The organism is Pseudomonas sp. Sample_16 (assembly GCF_004307665.1).
Taxonomy (GTDB): Bacteria; Pseudomonadota; Gammaproteobacteria; order Pseudomonadales; family Pseudomonadaceae; genus Aquipseudomonas.
Genome location: NZ_RCOB01000142.1, coordinates 11,316 through 28,868 on the forward strand (window position 1 = coordinate 11,316; position 17,553 = coordinate 28,868).

The 17,553-nt window shown below is 57.1% G+C and carries 11 protein-coding genes; 6 read left to right on the plus strand and 5 right to left on the minus strand.

Annotated features, from left to right (window positions below):
• The first annotated feature begins 1,028 nt into the window (after positions 1 to 1,028).
• The 4 genes from D8U69_RS18975 to D8U69_RS30005 all read left to right on the plus strand — a co-directional run bounded on the left by D8U69_RS18975 (position 1,029) and on the right by D8U69_RS30005 (position 9,626).
• Positions 1,029 to 1,487 carry a transposase gene (locus D8U69_RS18975; RefSeq protein ID WP_056855229.1) on the plus strand — a complete coding sequence of 153 codons (459 nt, stop codon included), beginning with the start codon at positions 1,029 to 1,031 and terminating at the stop codon, positions 1,485 to 1,487.
• A gap of 157 nt (positions 1,488 to 1,644) precedes the next feature.
• Positions 1,645 to 4,764, plus strand: a complete 3,120-nt coding sequence (locus tag D8U69_RS18980) for a transglycosylase domain-containing protein (RefSeq protein ID WP_130903554.1) — start codon at positions 1,645 to 1,647, stop codon at positions 4,762 to 4,764.
• Between the two features lie 307 nt (positions 4,765 to 5,071).
• Positions 5,072 to 8,458 carry a DUF6543 domain-containing protein gene (locus D8U69_RS18985; protein ID WP_347238267.1) on the plus strand — a complete coding sequence of 1,129 codons (3,387 nt, stop codon included), beginning with the start codon at positions 5,072 to 5,074 and terminating at the stop codon, positions 8,456 to 8,458.
• A gap of 1 nt (position 8,459) precedes the next feature.
• Complete coding sequence (locus tag D8U69_RS30005) at positions 8,460 to 9,626, plus strand: NEL-type E3 ubiquitin ligase domain-containing protein (protein ID WP_347238268.1); 1,167 nt, start codon at positions 8,460 to 8,462, stop codon at positions 9,624 to 9,626.
• A 106-nt stretch (positions 9,627 to 9,732) separates the two neighbouring features.
• Here D8U69_RS30005 and D8U69_RS18990 read toward each other — a convergent pair whose 3' ends face one another.
• The 5 genes from D8U69_RS18990 to D8U69_RS19010 all read right to left on the minus strand — a co-directional run bounded on the left by D8U69_RS18990 (position 9,733) and on the right by D8U69_RS19010 (position 15,406).
• Entirely contained in the window at positions 9,733 to 10,236 is a 504-nt protein-coding gene (locus D8U69_RS18990) for a CS1 type fimbrial major subunit (protein ID WP_130907901.1), read from the minus strand.
• Between the two features lie 32 nt (positions 10,237 to 10,268).
• Entirely contained in the window at positions 10,269 to 11,015 is a 747-nt protein-coding gene (locus D8U69_RS18995; RefSeq protein WP_130903557.1) for a molecular chaperone, read from the minus strand.
• A gap of 59 nt (positions 11,016 to 11,074) precedes the next feature.
• On the minus strand, positions 11,075 to 12,295 hold the full coding sequence (locus D8U69_RS19000; protein WP_130907902.1) for a hypothetical protein: 1,221 nt from the start codon (positions 12,293 to 12,295) through the stop codon (positions 11,075 to 11,077).
• 4 nt (positions 12,296 to 12,299) lie between these two features.
• Entirely contained in the window at positions 12,300 to 14,822 is a 2,523-nt protein-coding gene (locus D8U69_RS19005) for a CS1-pili formation C-terminal domain-containing protein (RefSeq protein WP_130903559.1), read from the minus strand.
• Positions 14,823 to 14,929: 107 nt separating this feature from the next.
• On the minus strand, positions 14,930 to 15,406 hold the full coding sequence (locus tag D8U69_RS19010) for a CS1 type fimbrial major subunit (protein ID WP_130903560.1): 477 nt from the start codon (positions 15,404 to 15,406) through the stop codon (positions 14,930 to 14,932).
• A 519-nt stretch (positions 15,407 to 15,925) separates the two neighbouring features.
• Here D8U69_RS19010 and D8U69_RS19015 point away from each other — a divergent pair.
• Both D8U69_RS19015 and D8U69_RS19020 read left to right on the plus strand, forming a co-directional pair.
• On the plus strand, positions 15,926 to 16,504 hold the full coding sequence (locus D8U69_RS19015) for a PadR family transcriptional regulator (RefSeq protein WP_130907903.1): 579 nt from the start codon (positions 15,926 to 15,928) through the stop codon (positions 16,502 to 16,504).
• The gene (locus D8U69_RS19020) at positions 16,497 to 17,282 is read left to right on the plus strand and encodes a siderophore-interacting protein (RefSeq protein ID WP_130903562.1); all 786 of its coding nucleotides are present in this window, start codon (positions 16,497 to 16,499) and stop codon (positions 17,280 to 17,282) included. The genes D8U69_RS19015 and D8U69_RS19020 overlap by 8 nt, the downstream gene beginning before the upstream one ends.
• Positions 17,283 to 17,553: the final 271 nt, after the last annotated feature.

The window sequence follows — 17,553 nt, forward strand, 5'->3', positions numbered from 1 at the left end:
TTTGGTCAGAAACATCCGATAGCCCTATGTAGGGCCGCTTCGCAGCCCAGCGGGACGGTGCGGCGATCCGACGAGCTCCCTCGCCACAAGGGTTTGCGGTAAGGGTGCTGCGTCAGGCAGGCCGTCTTCACCCACCTCGGCACTTCCAGCTCGCAATGAACCCGTGGCGAGGGAGCTCGCTCCCGCTCGGCTGCGCAGCAGTCGCAAACCCCGTCAACCGGTTTGGTCAGAAACATCCGATAGCCCTATGTAGGGCCGCTTCGCAGCCCAGCGGGAGCAAGCTCCCTCGCCACAAGGGTTTGCGGTAAGGGTGCTGCGTCATGCAGGCCATCTTCACTCACCTCGGCACTTCCAGCTCGCAATGAATCCGTGGCGAGGGAGCTCGCTCCCGCTCGGCTGCGCAGCAGTCGCAAACCCCGTCAACCGGTTTGGTCAGAAACATCCGATAGCCCTATGTAGGGCCGCTTCGCAGCCCAGCGGGAGCAAGCTCCCTCGCCACAAGGGTTTGCGGTAAGGGTGCTGCGTCATGCAGGCCATCTTCACTCACCTCGGCACTTCCAGCTCGCAATGAATCCGTGGCGAGGGAGCTCGCTCCCGCTCGGCTGCGCAGCAGGCGCCAATCCAGGCAACCGGTCTGGCCAGGAACATCCAATAGCTCATGTAGGGCCGCTTCGCAGCCCAACGGGAGCGAGCTCCCTCGCCACAAGGGTTTGCGGTAAGGGTGCTGCGTCATGCAGGCCGTCTTCACTCACCTCGACACTTCCAGCCTGCCGTGAACCCGTGGCGAGGGAGCTTGCTCCCGCTCGGCTGCGCAGCAGTCGCAAACCCAGGCAACCGGTCTGGCCAGGAACATCCCATAGCTCATGTAGGGCCGCTTCGCAGCCCAGCGGGAGCAAGCTCCCTCGCCACAAGGGTTTGCAGGGGTTACTTTTCTTTGGGGATTTCGGACTTTTCCCGCAAACGTTACAGCTACCTGTAGGCCAGCGAGCAACTAACTTCAAAAGGAACCTATCAAAAGGACGCAAGGAATGCTTCCACGACCAAACTCACACTTGTTGCGCCAAGGACGTTTTTCCGAATCAGGCCGGGCCTACCTCATCACTGCGGTGGTACATCAGAGAAGGTCCATATTCAGCGATTGGCATCTGGGGCGTTTGCTAGTAGCGGAACTCAGACACGCCCACGATCAGGGAAGAGTGAACTCGATTGCCTGGGTGATCATGCCTGACCACTTCCATTGGCTCGTCCAAATCGAACGATGCACCCTGGCGCAACTCATGCAGGCCATCAAGTCCCGTAGCACGTTGACGATCAACCGGGCACTGAATCGAACTGGCGCATTCTGGCAAACCGGCTATCACGACCGGGCAATACGCGACGGCGAGGATTTACGCTCTTTCGCCCGCTACACCGTTGCTAATCCCTTGCGTGCAGGGTTGGTTGAAAAAATCGGTGATTACCCTCTGTGGGATGCCTGCTGGCTCTGAATCCAACGTTGCTCACTTTGTGGCGAGGGAGCAAGCTCCCTCGCCACAGGGCAAGCAGCTAACCGATATCTGGAGGTTCACAATTTTTTCACCATCGCCAACCACCGTCTAAGCTTCAGACAAGTCCGATCAATCTGCGTGAATGGATCAGTCGACTATGGGCGCTTTATGGCAAACCGATTCGAGTAAAACCGTGGTCCCGACTGAAGCTGTGGATGAAGCGCCATTACCTGAAAAACCACCTCGCAGCCGCGTAAAGCACGGCTGGAAGGCGTTTTGGCTGTTGCTGCTGATTATTGCCATCGTGGTAGGGCTCGCGGCTGCCAAAGAGATGCGCACGTCGCGATTTCAAGCTCGCGAGGTCAGCAAGTTCGCCAAGACGCTCACGTATGAGCTAAAACCTGGCCCCAGCGATGCGATTCACTACCCGGGCGCCGGTCCGTTCGACCTGCGTCTGGGCTACAGCTCCATGGGCGAGTTCCTGCCAAGATTGCTCAAGCGCAATTACGTGATTACCGAACAGACCCGCTTTTCCCCGGCGTTGATGAACTACACCGACAAAGGCCTTTTCGTACCCTATGCGGAAAAAATCCAGGCCGGTCTGTCGATCACCGATTGCCGGGCGGCGCCGCTGTACCAGTACAAATATCCGCAACAACTCTATGCCAGCTTCGACTCGATCCCGCCGGTCGTGGTCAACAGCCTGCTGTTCATCGAAAACCGCTTCTTGCTCGACCCTCGCCAACCCTTGGCCAACCCTGCCGTAGATTGGCCAAGGTTTGGCATGGCGGCCTACACCCAGGTGGCCAAGATGCTCCATCTGCCTGGCCAATCGGCGGGCGGCAGCACCCTGGCGACGCAACTGGAAAAATACCGGCATTCGCCCGATGGCTTGACCATGTCGGGTGGTGAAAAGATCCGCCAGATGATTTCCGCCAGCGTACGCGCTTATCAGGACGGCCCGCAGACACTCAAGTCGCGGCAGAACGTGGTACGCGACTACCTCAACAGCGTGCCGCTGTCGGCTGTGCCTGGACACGGTGAAGTGCACGGCATGGCGGAAGGTTTGCGCGTGTGGTACGGCGCCGATTTCAACCAGGCCAACCAACGCCTGGCCAGCGACGCCACGGATCCAAAAAGCCTGGCGGAGAAAGGCTTGGCCTTGCGCGAAATGCTGTCCTTGATGATCGCCCAGCGCCGCCCTTCGCACTACTTGACCAAAGGCCGCGATGAACTGGCATCGCTCACCGACAGCCATATTCGTCTGCTGGCACAGAACAACGTGATCGACGCGCCTTTCGCCGCGGCGGCATTGGCGAGCAAGGTCACGTACCGCGACTGGGCGACCCAGCCGACCATCCAACCGATCGAAACCAACAAAGGCATCAGCGTGGCGCGCAGTCGGCTGGCGGGGTTGCTCAATCGTCCGTTGTACGACCTTGACCGCCTCGATCTCTCGGCCACCAGCACCCTGCAAGGTGAACTGCAAACCCAGGCCACTGCCTATCTGAAGAAACTCGCCGACCCCGTGTATGCCGCAGAAATCGGCCTGATGGGCGAGCGTTTGCTGACCCCCACCAGCACCACTCAGGTGCGCTACAGCTTCACTTTGTTCGAACTGACCCCGGACGGTTCGCGGGTGCGGGTACAAACTGACAGCACTGACCAGCCGTTCGATATCAATGAAGGCAGCAAACTGGAACTGGGCTCCACCGCAAAAATGCGGGTGATGACGACTTACCTGCAAATCATCGCCGAGTTGCACGATAAATATGCCGACATGAGCGTACCGGACCTGAAGAAAGTCGAAATACCGGAGCAGGACCGCCTCAGCCGCTGGGTCGTCGACTACTTTATCGAGAACAAGGACCACAGCCTGCAACCCTTGCTCAGTGCAGCGCTGGACCGCAAATATTCCGCCAGCCCCGGCGAAGCGTTTTTCACCGGCGGCGGGTTGCACACGTTCAATAACTTCCGCAAGGAAGACAACGGTCGCCTGCCGACCCTGCGCGACGCCCTGCGTGAGTCGATCAACCTGCCGTTCATTCGCCTGATGCGCGATATAGTGCGCTACGTCACGTACTCCGGTCCCAACAGCAGCGCCGAACTGCTCAAGGATGACCGCGACCCGCGTCGTCAGGAATACCTGGCCAGTTTTGCCGACCGCGAAGGGACGTCGTTCCTGCTCAAGTTCTGGAAAAAGTACCGCAACAAGGACACCCAGGCACGGCTCGAAACCTTTCTCGATGGTATGCGCCCGACGCCGATCCGCATGGCCGCCGTGCACCGGTATCTGTTGCCACAGGCCAGCCAGCAAAGCTTCAACAGCTTCGTGCGCTCACACCTGACCGGCGCCAAACTCACCGAAAAACTCACCGACGAGCGCCTTGAGCGGCTCTATCAGGCCTACGGCCCCGGCAGCTACGACCTGCCCGACCAAGGCTTCATCGCCAAGGTGCATCCATTGGACCTGTGGATGATGGGCTACCTGCTCAACCATCCGGACGCGACGTTCAAGGACATCGTCAAAGCCAGCCAGTTCGAACGCCAGGAAGTCTACAGCTGGCTGTTCAAGAGCCGGCACAAAGGTGCGCGCGACAACCGCATCCGCACCATGCTGGAGATCGAGGCATTCCTCGACATTCACCAGCGCTGGCAGAACGTCGGTTATCCCTTCGACCATCTGGTGCCTTCACTGGCCACCGCCATCGGCAGCTCCGGCGACCGCCCTGCGGCACTGGCCGAGTTGATCGGCACCATCCTCAACGACGGCGTGCGCATGCCGACGCTGCGTATCGACAGCCTGCACTTTGCCGCCGGGACGCCGTATGAAACCAAGCTGATCAATGACCCGGATGTCGGTAAACGGGTCATGCCTGCGGAAGTTGCCAAAGCGATGCGCGAAGCCCTGTCGCAAGTGGTGGACGCCGGGACCGCCAAACGGCTGGCCGGCAGTTTCAAACTGCCCGATGGCGCACCGCTGGCCATGGGTGGCAAGACCGGCACTGGCGATAACCGTATCGAAGCCATCGGTTCGGGCGGGCGGATTCTCAGTTCGAAATCAATCAACCGCACGGCGACCTTCGTCTTCTATATCGGCGACACCCACTTCGGCACGCTGACCGCTTACGTACCGGGACGCTCGGCTGAAGCGTTCAAGTTCACCTCTGCCCTGCCGGTACAGGTGCTCAAGGGCATGGCGCCGATCCTGACGCAGTACCTGCAACCGGGGACCCATACGATGTGTCAGGGAGCCGTGGCAACGGCACAACGCTAAGCCCCAAAGTGCCAAGCCAGCTGTGGCGGTATATGTATGTTTTTCACTCTTGAATTTTGAGAGGTTCGAGTCGAAGCCTTCGCTATTTCAAACCAGAATTCGCGCTTTTTTCAGGCGCGTTGCTTGCCTAGTCTTGTCGCTCCACTATTGATCAATGGACGATCAAGCAATGCTCAATCGAAACCTGACAAGTCAACGATCAGATCAGTCCCCACTGGCATTTCCCGATAAAAGCATTCATTACGAGTTAGTTAAAAAGGCCGTCCCCCCCTGGCTATTGAACGCTTCAGCGGCACGTATCCAAGAGTTGAAAAACGTCGCCTTGGCAATTCCAGACTGGAATAGAAATGCTTCTGTCGCTGCGCACGATAGCCTGAAGAATGAAATCGAACGCCATTGGCACGCACAAAACGACGTCGATAAGGCGCTGAGCAGCCTTCAGGACGTCTACGCCTTCGCCAAACCCATACTGCAACAGGCGTTGAAAGAACGTTTCGACATAGACGAAGACGTCGAAAATACCTGGTTACGTTTGTATGCGCCGGCGAAAAGTTCGTGGTGGGTGCATGACTTTGTCGCTGGCACCAAGAGCCGAACTGTGTCCTTGCTGGATGCAGCGCTGCATAACTTTTCGCATAACGAAATATTCACCGCAGATTCCTCCTTCATCACCCGGCCCGATGCCCGGGGACACTTCGATGTAAAACACCTCAAGCACAAAATGAGCATTGAGCAGTTCAAATCGTTGTGTCGCCAACTGAATATTGGCGCTCGATACGAACAACACCTGAAAGAGTTTTTATTGTCGACAAATAGAGTGGCCAGCAATTTTTTGCGCAACAAAGTCATTCTCAGCCAGAAAAGCGCATTGAGTGTCGCGCTACGAATTGCCCTGATGAAAAAAGATATCGGGCAGCCTGCCTATGATGCCGTGCGAGGGATGCTCAATGACCAGGCACAATTGACATGGAACGGACAACCCGTCAGCTATTACAACCTGTCGATGATGGATGTGGCGCTGACCGGTATAGTCCTGATCGCGGCAGATGTTCTCACCGCTGCCAATCCTGTCCCTGTGATTGCCTATGTCCCCCATGACCCTGAGCACCCTCTCAAGGAATATTCATCGTTACTGGAGTTCATGGCTGAACTGACACGCCAGTTGCGCGATTCCCCGAACCCGCAAGCAACAGGTCGCGGAAGCTATCAACAGTTCTTCAGCCAGTTTGTCGATCATCAGCAACGGGGACATTTTTTTGCCGGATTGAATGACCGTCTAAGCAAAGTGAAATGGCATCCAGCGCCGCCAGGTTCGGGCTTACCCAGTTGGCGTGACACGCCTGTGGATAATCCGAAGCTGCAGTTCAGCCTGTCGAACATTCAGGATGATCGCCAAAACCGCTTCAGCGGCGATGTATGGGACTATTTCTATCGACAGAAACTGAACAAGATTCTCAATGACGCGCGGGAAATCGCCGTTTCCACCGAGTACGCCGACCGCATGGCGCGTTGGGCCTGGTGGGACAATCTGAAAAAAATCCTTTCAGATATTCTCAACGTTGCATTGCTGGTGGCGACACCATTCGTACCCGGTCTCGGCACACTGATGCTCGCCTATACCGCCTATCAACTGACCGACCAAGTGGTCGAGGGCCTTGTCGATCTGGCCGAAGGCCGGTTGGCAGAATTCGGGGAACAAACCCTCGGTGTGCTCGAAAGCGTTTTACAGCTGGGCGCGTTCGCAGCGGGAGCCACGCTTGGCCATGTCGCACGGGCGAAGCTTTCGCCGTTCTTCGAAGGGCTCAAACCAGTGCAGTTGGCCAATGGTCAGACGCGATTGTGGAACCCTGACCTCTCCCCCTATCAACAGACAGTGGCCTTGCCCGAACATGCCAAACCGGATCAGTTGGGCATTTATCAGCATCTGGGCAAGAAAATGCTCGCATTGGATGACCAGCTATTCGAAGTCGAAAATGATCCGGTCACGGGTCAGCACCGGATAAAACATCCGGCGCGGCCCGACGCCTATGCCCCCACGCTCACCCACAACGGTCATGGTGCCTGGGTCAGCGAAATCGAGAACCCGCGTCAGTGGGAAGGTTCGACATTGATGCGTCGTCTCGGTCATGCCACCGATGACTTCAGTGATTCGCAGCTGGAACAGCTTTGTCAGATCAGCGGCACAGATGAAGCCATTTTGCGCAGAATGCATGTGGAAAACGCTCCACCTCCACCGCTGTTAATGGATACGTTGCAACGCCTGAGTACCTCGCCGCAGAGCAGCGTCGAAGCCCCGTCCACTGAAATCAGTCTGCTACTGCGTGACTTTCCCGATCTGCCAAATCGGGTCGCGGAGAAAGTCATGGACAACGTGACCCCGACGGAGCGCCAACAGCTTGCGCAAAACAAGCTCCCCCTGCGCCTGAAAAACCAGGCACGGGAACTTCAGTTCGAGATCGGCTCAACAAGAGCCGCCCAAGGCATTTTCCGTGACTCATTAACCAACATCGACACCGAACGTCTGGTACTGGGCGCCTTGCGATTCAACACCGACACTTTCGCCGACCTGCGTATTGAAATCCGCCAGGGTACGCTCAATGGCGAACTTCGTTGCAGCGCCGGTGCGCAAGATGCAACGCTGCTGAGGATCCTGGTTCGAGACGAGGCCGGGAAATACACCGTGCGCGATGGTGAAAATCAACGGCTTCATGAAGCCGATAGCTTATATGAGTCACTGCTTCAGGCCCTCGGTCCCGAACAGCGCCGGGCGCTGGGTTATAAACCGGGCGATGCAGCACCATTCAAACAATGGCTCATCGCCAAAACCTCGCCATCGTCCGAACGCCGACGGGTGCTCGCCGAGCCCCCTGTTCGCCCCGTAGCCCAACACGAAACCATGATCCTCGTTCGCGGCGGGGCACTCAGCAAAGACGGAGTCACTCTGCATGAGCGTATCAGGGACCTGCACCCGCACTTCAGTGAAGGTGAAGTAGAGACGTTCGCCAATGCCTTGATCGAAAAAGGCGATCCCATGCGGGCCATGGGCACACTTGAAGGCGATCTGGATGAACTGCGCGCGATCGTAAAGCGTTGGGAGTATCAGCAACCCGAAGGTTGGGGACCTGGCGCTTATGAGTTCCGGGACGAGGGCGGATTGCACATCGCCGAACGCCTGATTGAGTGCTTCGAACGCAAAACCACCGACCTCGGCAGTCGCACAGATCCGGACAGCTACGCCCTCGACCTTTCCACAGCCTTGCAGTCGCTGGATCTGGAAACCTGGTGGTCGAAACGCCCTGCGCTGAAAAATTTTCTCGATAAAGTCACGGTGCTGAAACTGGACAATACGCGTTTTGCCAGCGAATCGAATGGTTTACTGCAAGACTTCCCCAACCTTCGCGAACTTAGTGCCAAAGGCTGCGAACTGACGATCCTGCCTAAAAGCATCGGCAGCATGCGCGGGCTTGAACGCCTGCGATTGAGCGACAACCGGATCGCGCTGGATGCGCCTGCAGTTGAGCAACTGAGAAATCTGACCTATCTGGAAGTACTCCGGCTCGAAGACAACCCCTTGGGCATCAGTCCCGATATTGGTCGCATGCCAAGGCTGAAAGTCGTGGTGTTGAAAAATACCGGAATCACCCATTGGCCCGCAGGCACCCTGGCCAGTAAGACCACGCGGATTCTTTCTTGATATGCGGGAAAATCCGATTGAGCAAATTCCGGATGTCGTTCCCGGATCGCCCAATGCCTCGGTCGTGGCACGCACTCATCTTGATCTCGGAAAACTGTCCGAGCTCAATCAGGTGCTTTATCAGGACATTCGTCGCTCGGCAGGACTTTCTCCCAAGCCGGTGGTGCCCTCGGCCACCGAAGTCGATGCGATTATCCGCTCAAGCTTCAATACCGCTCTGTGGAACGAGGTGCCGGGTTGGGGTATTGATCGACAGAATGTCTGGTCGACATTGATCGACGAACCGCAGGCCGAACGCTTCATGTCCTTTCTTGCAGACACTCAACATTTTGCCGACTACCGAGCCGGTGGCGAAGCGCGTAACCAATTGCTGCAGCGGGTCTGGCGCATGCTTGACGCCGTATACCTGGATGACAACTTGCGCGAGGAGCTGTTCACCGCCGTCGAGCAACCGGACAACCATGACAACGCTGGTGCTCAACGTTTCAACACCATGGGTATCAAGGTGCTGGCCTCGGAGGCCTACTCCTATTCGACCGACCCGGCTCAGCTTGAACAGCAACTGGTCACCCTGGCCAAAGGTGCGGCACGCCTGGAGCTGGTCAACGAAATTGTCGAGGCCGATATGGCGAGCCGGGCAGACAATCCGGACCAGGTCGCCGTGTACCAGGCCTACCAGACGGCCCTGGCAGAACGGTTGAACCTGCCTTGGCAATCCAGAGGCATCCCCTTCACAAAGGTAGCGGGAGTAAGCGAGGCAATGATTGATCAGGCCTACGACAAGGTTCTATCCCTGGAGCAAGGTGATGGACTGGTCAACAAGATGCTGGAACGCAACTTCTGGACGCGCTATCTGCGTGAAAAGTATCCGGTACGAATCGAGGCCAATAAACAGCGGTATCTGACTCGATATGAGCAGCTCACAACCTTGCGCGAATCACAGCGCGAATGGGCTGAGTCGGTGAACCTGACAGACGTCGAACGCAGCGCACTGAGAGAGCGGCTCAAAGTGCTGATGAATGATTTACCGGTACCGGCCACTGTCGTCTTTGCCGATCAAGCGATAAGCGATGCGGTCTTCGATCGATTGCTGGTTGATCTGGGGTATGAACAAAAAGAACTGTCGAGACGACTGACCCGTGAAGCGTTGAGAAGAGCAGCTCAATAACCCGCACACGTTGCCCTGATCGAACCCAAAAGAGCCTGACGGTTGCGAACATCGTCAGGCTCTTTTTTGGCGCGTCAGGGCATCACTTTTATCACCTGGCAAGTCTTCAGGTACCGGCAGGGGCGGCTGCATTGAAAATCAGCTGCACGCTTCCATGGTAAGTCCCGGGTTTATAACCACCGGACGGCACTTTTGGTTGTATCTCCAGGGGAAAGCGGCCGCCCGCTGTGGCTTGTGCCGCTGATACCACCTGCCGGGGTTGCGGATCGTGGCTCAGTTCCTGGCCATTGAAACGGACCTGCAGGTAAATGTTCTGATCATCACGTCCATTGGACAAATAGGGCTCGCTTTCGAGCCGCGCTTCGATGGCACTGGTGTCGTGTTTGACGTCGAAATTCTTACGCAGCCCACCCAAGGTCGACGTATTGATGTTCCAGGCCAGAATCTGCTCGCGATGAATCCAGTCCGATTCGGCCGGGATTATATAAAACCCAAGAGTTGGAATATCCGCCGACACTTCGAACGTGTGTTCCTCCCGTGCCGCGAATGCGCACACACTTATCAGCGTCAAGACACCTGCGCACCCGACAATGGCTGCTGGCTTGATCATGTCAGTTATCCTTTGCATCACCGTTTACCTCATCATTGCTTGCTGGCGATGCGCAGCGGTTTTTTCGCGTTGCCCTCGACCAGATTGAAGCGGTACTCGCGACCGGGCTTTTTCTCGAATTCGAAGGTCCGGCCCGCGAGGATGTGGTGTTTGGTGGTCGGCTCGCATTCGGTCTCGTCCTTGAGCGAGCAGTTGCGAAACTCATCGACTACCACCACCGTATTGCCGTTGTTACGCAGCCGGTAACGCTCGGCTCCATCTTCGATCACACTGTCGAAACGGCTGTCCTTCGGCCGCACGAAGAACACCGTGCCGAACCCGGTCATGATGTTGACCCCCGCCGAGAGGTTCTTTTTGTATTCCTCGCGTTCCTCGCTGGACACGGCAAAGTCGTCTTCCTTTTCCGGCACCACCGGCACAAAACGCACGCGAAAATATCGTTCGGTGTCCCGGTTGCCCATCAGCAGCAAGCGTGTCCCCTGCATGCCATTGGCCGGCACGATCAACCGCGCGGGGCTGGCCATCAAGCCATCGCGGGCACTGGCATCGGCCTGTGTCTTGACCGGCACTTCACGGGACGTTCCATCGGCGTCGTAGACAATCTCAAGGATATTGACCTTGACGAAAGCGGTACTGTCACCGCTGTTGAACACGCGCTTGAGGTAGGTGCTCTTGTCACCATCCAGATAGTCGTAAACCGTACCGACGTTGATCTGCGGCCCGGCCTGAAGACCTGAAGAAAAACCGCACAAACCCAACAGCAACCACAGACGTTTCATACCCTTGAACCTCATCAGCATTGAACACAAACGGACGGCACTTGACGATTCGCAGCCCATCAAAGATCCGAATCCCAGATCACCGTGACGTTGCCGGCGTAATAGCCGGGCTGACCGGGGCTGAGCATGAAACCCATCTGACTGGATGGAATTTCGAAGTGCAACACGCCTGGACGTCTGTCCACATAGAAGCCCGGTTGAAACTGCTGGGCATTCTCCGCACCGATACGTAGCCGACGCTGTTTGACCGGTTGACCGGCGAGGTCGGTCAGGCCATTTGGCAACGTGGTACTGACTTGCACCTCAACCGCACGCCCGTTTTTGCGGTCCTGGATCATGCACTCAAAAGGTCTTATGGCGATTTCGCATTCCAGGTGCATTTTGAAACGCGTCGACGCCGAGATCAGGAAGGTCTGGTCGCGGAACAGCCGAACAGGCTTTCGACCTTCGTTCAACCAGCTTTGCCAGCCACCTGCCGGGGTCAAACGGACTTTTTCCCCGCCCGGAGGAATATCGACTTTCAGGGTGTGCTGTACGTCCAGCACGAAGTCCAGTGTCAGGTTACTGTCGTCCGCAGGCATGCTTCCCAAGTCGAAATCAGCACCTGGGCCGACTCGATAGCTCAGCGATCCGGTATAGAGCCCGGTCGACATTCCCAGCGGGTTGGGCGTGCGCAGTTCATAGGCAATATCCAGATTTTCGAAGGACATGTGCGGGATAGCAAAGTAGGTTCTTTTGTTGCAGGCCGCCTCTGTCGGGGTTTTCCAGAAGAATCGATACGTATTGGGTGAGTACGCCCCTACACCGCTGTACTCGCAAGGAGGTGGCGCGTATACCCAGCTGCTGCCGTACCACAGTTTCTGATGTCCCTCGAGAATGTCTGTCACACCGACCAGGCTGGCGGCCGAATGACTCAGGACGTATTCGGAACCAACACCGGTAATGCGCACCTCGACCGTTTCGGTTTCCAGTGTTTGCCTGTTCGTCACCGTCAGTTGCCGCCAGTTGGCCGGTACTTTCACAGGGATGAGATCCAGACGCCCGATGTTTGCCCTCGGTCCGAAGCGAACCGGCAAACGAATGCTGAACATATTGTTGTCCTTGCACTGGTCCGGGTAAGTCGCGCAATAGCCGCTGTTCGGAGTCTTGTTGATGAATACGTTTTTTTGCGGCTGCGAGGGATCGGGGGTGAACAGTGCCCGGATCTCCTGATTCACCGCCCCAACCGATGGAGCCACCAACGTCATCGCCAGCGCCAGGCCGACAGTAGAGATTTTCATGGCTTCAACCTGCCTTCTGATCAGAGGAACTGGCATCGGCCAGCGTGTCCGGCGTGCACTTCAGATCACCGATCATCAACACGTTGTTTTCACTGCGATGACGATCGGCATCGAGGCGGAACTGGCACAACAGTTGATTGGCGTAGCGCACTTCCAGGGTCGGTGAACCGGCGTTCATTTCCATCGAGAAAAATCCGTCGACTTCGGTCACCCCACGGCTGGCATGGTTGATCACGTGATGCCCCTTGAGTGGCTGTCCTTGTGCATCGAGCAAGCGCCCGAGCACTGTCAGGGTTTTGCTCACGGTGATCTTGCGGTAGTCCACCCCGCCCTTGTTCAGGTGATAGCGGGTACGGGAAGGCGCGATGCTCGCTGCCGGCACATGGTTGCCTTCGAAATCGAAGCTCACCGAGCTGTTCTTGTACGCCGTCAACGGAATGAAATTGCGCCCCGGACGCAGCGCCACGCTGCCACCACTGAGGTCATCGGCACGCAGGGCGATGCCATCGATATCGGACTCAATGTCGACAATCATCCCGGCACCGCGCCCCTGATGCTGACTGGTCAGGGCCATACGCTGACCACCAACGACCACCGTGCTGTCGAGGTTCAGGCCGCCGGTGAAATTTCCGTTGTAGGAAGAGCGCTGCAGGAAACCGTCGCCGTTGATCGCATCGGTGCGAAAGTTCGCCAGGCTCGACAAGCCGACGCCGTAGGTGTCGGTCAGCGCGGTCACCGAGACGCTTTGCAGCACATGGTCCTGCAGGTCTTTTCGGTAGCCAAGTGAAGCGTTGTTGTCACGGCTGCCATCTCGCGCCGTACGCGAACCGATGCTGCCGGACACTTGCTGACCCGGCCCGCCCAGTGCCATGTTGATGCTCAGATCGACACCGCGATTACGCGCATCGCCGCTGCTGTAGCTGCCCGGACGATCGAACAGCGACAGACGCCAGTTGGCATCACTGCCAAGCAACGTCATGCGTTGCGTCCAACCCAGATCCAAACCGACGCCTTCGACATTGCCTTCGCTGTGAGAGACACGCGCATTGATTGAGCTTTTGCGGCTGATCCGGTGGTTCAACGCCAGCGATGAATTGCTGGTTTCGCCAGTGAACACATTACGTTGGCGCACGCGGGTGCCGTCGGGCAACGTGTCGTAGGTGTTGGTGGTATCAAGCCAGCTGCGGTTGTGGCTGACCACCAGGCTGCCGGAACCATAGTTGTAGAGTGCCTGCAGATCAGCGCCAGTACCGTGGTCTTCGGTCTGGTACAGATTGGCGTACAGGTTGATGCTGTTGGCCAGGCTCCAGTCGATGGAACTGCCGTACTGAAGCGTGCTGCGGACCTGACGTGCCGATAATCCAAGGATCACTCTTGGGTGCAGCAGGTAGTTGATCGCAGCGCCCGCGGTCGCATCGCCGTTGTTCTGTTGATCCCAGTTACTGAGCAGCTTGCTTTCCTGCCCTGCGAACAGGTTGTAGCGCCAGCGCTCATCGAGATTACGCCAGTTGTTGGGTTTGTAGATCAGTTCCTGGGTGGTTGAAGTGGTTTGGCCGTCTTCGATCAGTCGCACTTCCACTTCGTAGATACCGCCGGGCAATGGCCGGGTGTCGAGGGTTTGCAAACCTGCCGGAACTGACTGGGTGTTGATCAGCAAACCATCGCGAAATATCTCCACCGAGGCCTGCCGATTGGCGGTGACATAAATCGGATAAACACTGGGTCTCGGACTGTCGATCGCCAGACTGTCAGAACTGCCGTACATCACGCCCACGGCGGTGTCAGGGCTGGTACCGAACGAGCGCGGCTGACGCGTGAGGCCTTCGGAATTGGGGGTGAAGTAACCCAGTCGAAAAAAACTGCCTTGCAGTTCGCGCTGGGTGTAGAGCTCATGCACCGCATGGTAAGTCTTGGTGTCCGGGCCGCCCAGGCGCGCCAGTTGCATATTGAAGGCTTGGCTCCAGTTACCAAGGCTGCCACTGGCCTCGAGGCCGAATCGTCCTCCAAGATCCTGATCCTGACCACCATTGAGGTTAAGTTGGTTGCGCACCATCAGGCCGCTGCTGCCGCCTTCGGGCTGGTCGTAGAAACGCTTGGCATCAATGTCACGCTCGGCGTTTTCGGTGACGATCGACAGCAAGGAGCTTTCCAGGTTGTAGTGAACCGCCAGCATCTGCTCCGGGCATTTACCGGTGCAGGCACCCAGCGCGACGCCGGGCTTGAGGACATCAGCCCAGGTTTCGCGCTCAATGGCACCGAAGCGGCTTTCGCTGGTATCGGTGAAATCGAGCAAGGTCACCCGATCATCGCGCGACAACACGATCATCGCCTCGCCGAGGGGCTGTTGATCAAGCTCGACCCGAACGGCCAATGGCACGTCGAAAAAATGCTCCTCGAAATCCGCCGGCAAGCCTTTGGCCTGAGCCAGCAAACTTCGGGGGGTATTATCAATAGTGGTGGGCGCCGCAAATGCGCTGCTGCACAACAGCAACGCAAGCGCTGCCGCGATGGGCGTCATCGGGAACATGAACAAATACTCTGTTTGCAAGAAGTTCAAAGCCCGGTCGACAAACCGAAAGTTTGCCAACCGGTTACGTTACTTAGAATAAGTACACGTTCTGCCGCGGATGTTTCTTAGACGGAAGGTTCAACTATCAGCATGACGACACCGGTGTAATCCCCCGCATCAGGCTTGCCGCCAACTGCACTGATTTTGAACGGGGCGCGATAGCGGACATTGGACTCGGTTTCACCCACTACTTCCTGCGAAGTGGTCGTCAGGGTTTTACCGTTGAGCTCGACCTTGAGGTCGATGGTCTTGTTCCCGGCAATCAGCTTCGGCACGCTTTCGAGACGGGCGTTGACCCGGCCTGCGGTATGCAGAACATCGAAGTGACCATCAACCGTTCTCATCGAGTCGGTGCCCGGGTTGTAACTCATGTCCTGATCCTTGTTGACCAGGTCCGAATCAACTGGCACCGCGTAGAAATCGTCGGATGGAACATGGGCCACAATGCTGATGGAATGCTTGGCTTCAGTGGCGGCAAACGCCATCGAGGAACTCAGTGCCAGAACAGCCAGAGGAGCAGCAAACGCGATTTTCTTGAACATCTTTCAGTACCTGTCGTTTTAAATAATAGGATCTAAGTATTGGAAGTTGCGCTGAAACCAGACAGTCACGAGCAGTGAGGTCCAGCGCAACTTTCAACGCCGAAAGATGATCGACCAAAAAGTCTTGAAAGTAAGCAGGCAAGTTCCTCAATAGGCGTAGCCAAAGTGGCGCCAGCACAGCAAGAAAAAACTCAGAATATTGATAGATTCAATGTTCGACTGTCAGATAAATACTACATAGAGCCAATGAACAGACAATCCAGACCTGCAACGCAACAGCAACTTCTGTAGGAACAATATTACAAAACCAATGTATTAAGGCGTGCAAAGTTAATTTAGAGAGTTAACACTAATTTCAACTTCTTCGCCTGTCTCGACAATCTTTTGCGCCGCCGCGAAAACGCCATTTTCAGTGGCGGTTCGGCCTGACGTGATGACCAACCGTTGGTCGGAGGCTTTTGCCAAACACAAAAGATATATCTTAAGTTGTATCTAAACACGACAAAGAGAACGCTAGAGATGAGAGACCATCATTCTCCCCACCGCGAACATGGCGACGGTCGCGACGGATTCGAAAAACGCCCCGGCCGCGAACGCGGTGGTCGCGGGCCTCGGGTATTTGCCCCCGGCGACCTGAAATTGCTGTTACTGGCATTGATCGCCGAGCAGCCGTGCCACGGTTACGACCTGATCCGCCAGATCGAAGGCATGTTCGACGGCGCCTACAGCCCGAGCCCTGGTGTGATTTATCCGACCCTGACTTTTCTGGAAGAGAGCGAACTGATTACCGGTGATGCCGAAGGCGGAAAAAAGCGCTACAGCGTCACAGAGGCCGGTCGCCAGTCATTGACCGAGCAAGCCGTTGCGCTCGAAGGCGTGCGAATGCGCATCGACGTCAGCAAGCGTTCGTTGCGCGGGCATGATCGTCCGGCCGAAATTCACGAGGCCGTGCATAACCTGCGCCATGCGTTGCAGTTGCACCATGGACGCTGGAGCCCGGAAGAAATCCAGCGTGTCGCGACGCTGCTGAACAACACCGCCAAAGCCATCGTCGACGGCCCCGCCGTTCCATCAACCCAGGAGAAAGCGAATGACTGAAGTGAACACACAAGCCATTCACCGTGTCATGCATGAAATCAAACGTCGTCGCCTGGAAGTCTTGCGCGTGGTTGACCTGACCCCACGCATGCGCCGGATTACCCTGGGCGGGCCGGAGCTGGCGGGCTTCGTCAGCCTCGGCACCGACGACCACGTCAAATTGCTGTTCCCGCAAAATGCCGAGCAAGCCGCGGCGCTGGAAACGCTGGAGCTCGGCGCCGGCAAGAGCGGCGGCCCAATGCCTGAGATGCGTGACTACACCCCGCGCCGCTACGACCTGGAAAAACTGGAGCTGGACATCGATTTTGTCCTGCACGGCGACGGCCCGGCCTCGACCTGGGCCGAGCAGGCCAAACCCGGACAGTTCCTGCACATCGGCGGGCCACGGGGTTCGATGATCGTGCCGGATATCTTCGACAGCTATCTGCTGATCGGCGATGAAACCGCCCTGCCCGCCATCGCCCGACGCCTGGAAAGCCTGGCAGCCAACCGCCGTGCGCTGGTGATTGTGGAAGTGGAAAACGGCAAGGAACAGCAAGTGCTGCAAAGCGCTGCCGAGGTCAATGTGATCTGGGTCTTGCGCGAGGGCGGCAAGGACCATTTGCTGAGCACCGTGCGGCAGATCAAGGTGCCGGCCGGCAGCCTGTATGCGTGGGTTGCGACTGAGAGCAAAGTATCGCGGCAGATTCGTCGCGTGCTACTGGACGAGCATGGGCTGGATGAGCAGTTCGTCAAAGCTGTTGGTTACTGGAAGCTGAATGCTGGCGATGATGAGTGATTCAGCCTGACATGATTACTGTGGCGAGGGAGCTTGCTCCCGCTCGGCTGCGCAGCAGTCGCAACATCGGCAAACCGGGTACGTCTGAAGTTCCCCTTCGCAGGTGTTGGCACTGCTTCGCAGCGCAGCGGGAGCAAGCTCCCTCGCCACAAAAGCGTTCAGCATCTCGCCGCTCGCCAACGATCCAGCCCAATCAGCAAAACTGGAATCACCACCCGTTGGTTACTGGAAGCTGAATGCTGGCGATGATGAGTGATTCAGCCTGACATGA

What these genes read in the sequence shown, in the direction of transcription:
- D8U69_RS18975 (WP_056855229.1), top strand. Translation starts at nt 1,029, where the DNA reads ATGCTTCCACGACCAAACTCACACTTGTTGCGCCAAGGACGTTTTTCC.
- D8U69_RS18980 (WP_130903554.1), top strand. Translation starts at nt 1,645, where the DNA reads ATGGGCGCTTTATGGCAAACCGATTCGAGTAAAACCGTGGTCCCGACT.
- D8U69_RS30005 (WP_347238268.1), top strand. Translation starts at nt 8,460, where the DNA reads ATGCGGGAAAATCCGATTGAGCAAATTCCGGATGTCGTTCCCGGATCG.
- D8U69_RS18990 (WP_130907901.1), bottom strand. Translation starts at nt 10,236, where the DNA reads ATGATCAAGCCAGCAGCCATTGTCGGGTGCGCAGGTGTCTTGACGCTG.
- D8U69_RS18995 (WP_130903557.1), bottom strand. Translation starts at nt 11,015, where the DNA reads ATGAAACGTCTGTGGTTGCTGTTGGGTTTGTGCGGTTTTTCTTCAGGT.
- D8U69_RS19000 (WP_130907902.1), bottom strand. Translation starts at nt 12,295, where the DNA reads ATGAAAATCTCTACTGTCGGCCTGGCGCTGGCGATGACGTTGGTGGCT.
- D8U69_RS19005 (WP_130903559.1), bottom strand. Translation starts at nt 14,822, where the DNA reads ATGTTCCCGATGACGCCCATCGCGGCAGCGCTTGCGTTGCTGTTGTGC.
- D8U69_RS19010 (WP_130903560.1), bottom strand. Translation starts at nt 15,406, where the DNA reads ATGTTCAAGAAAATCGCGTTTGCTGCTCCTCTGGCTGTTCTGGCACTG.
- D8U69_RS19015 (WP_130907903.1), top strand. Translation starts at nt 15,926, where the DNA reads ATGAGAGACCATCATTCTCCCCACCGCGAACATGGCGACGGTCGCGAC.
- D8U69_RS19020 (WP_130903562.1), top strand. Translation starts at nt 16,497, where the DNA reads ATGACTGAAGTGAACACACAAGCCATTCACCGTGTCATGCATGAAATC.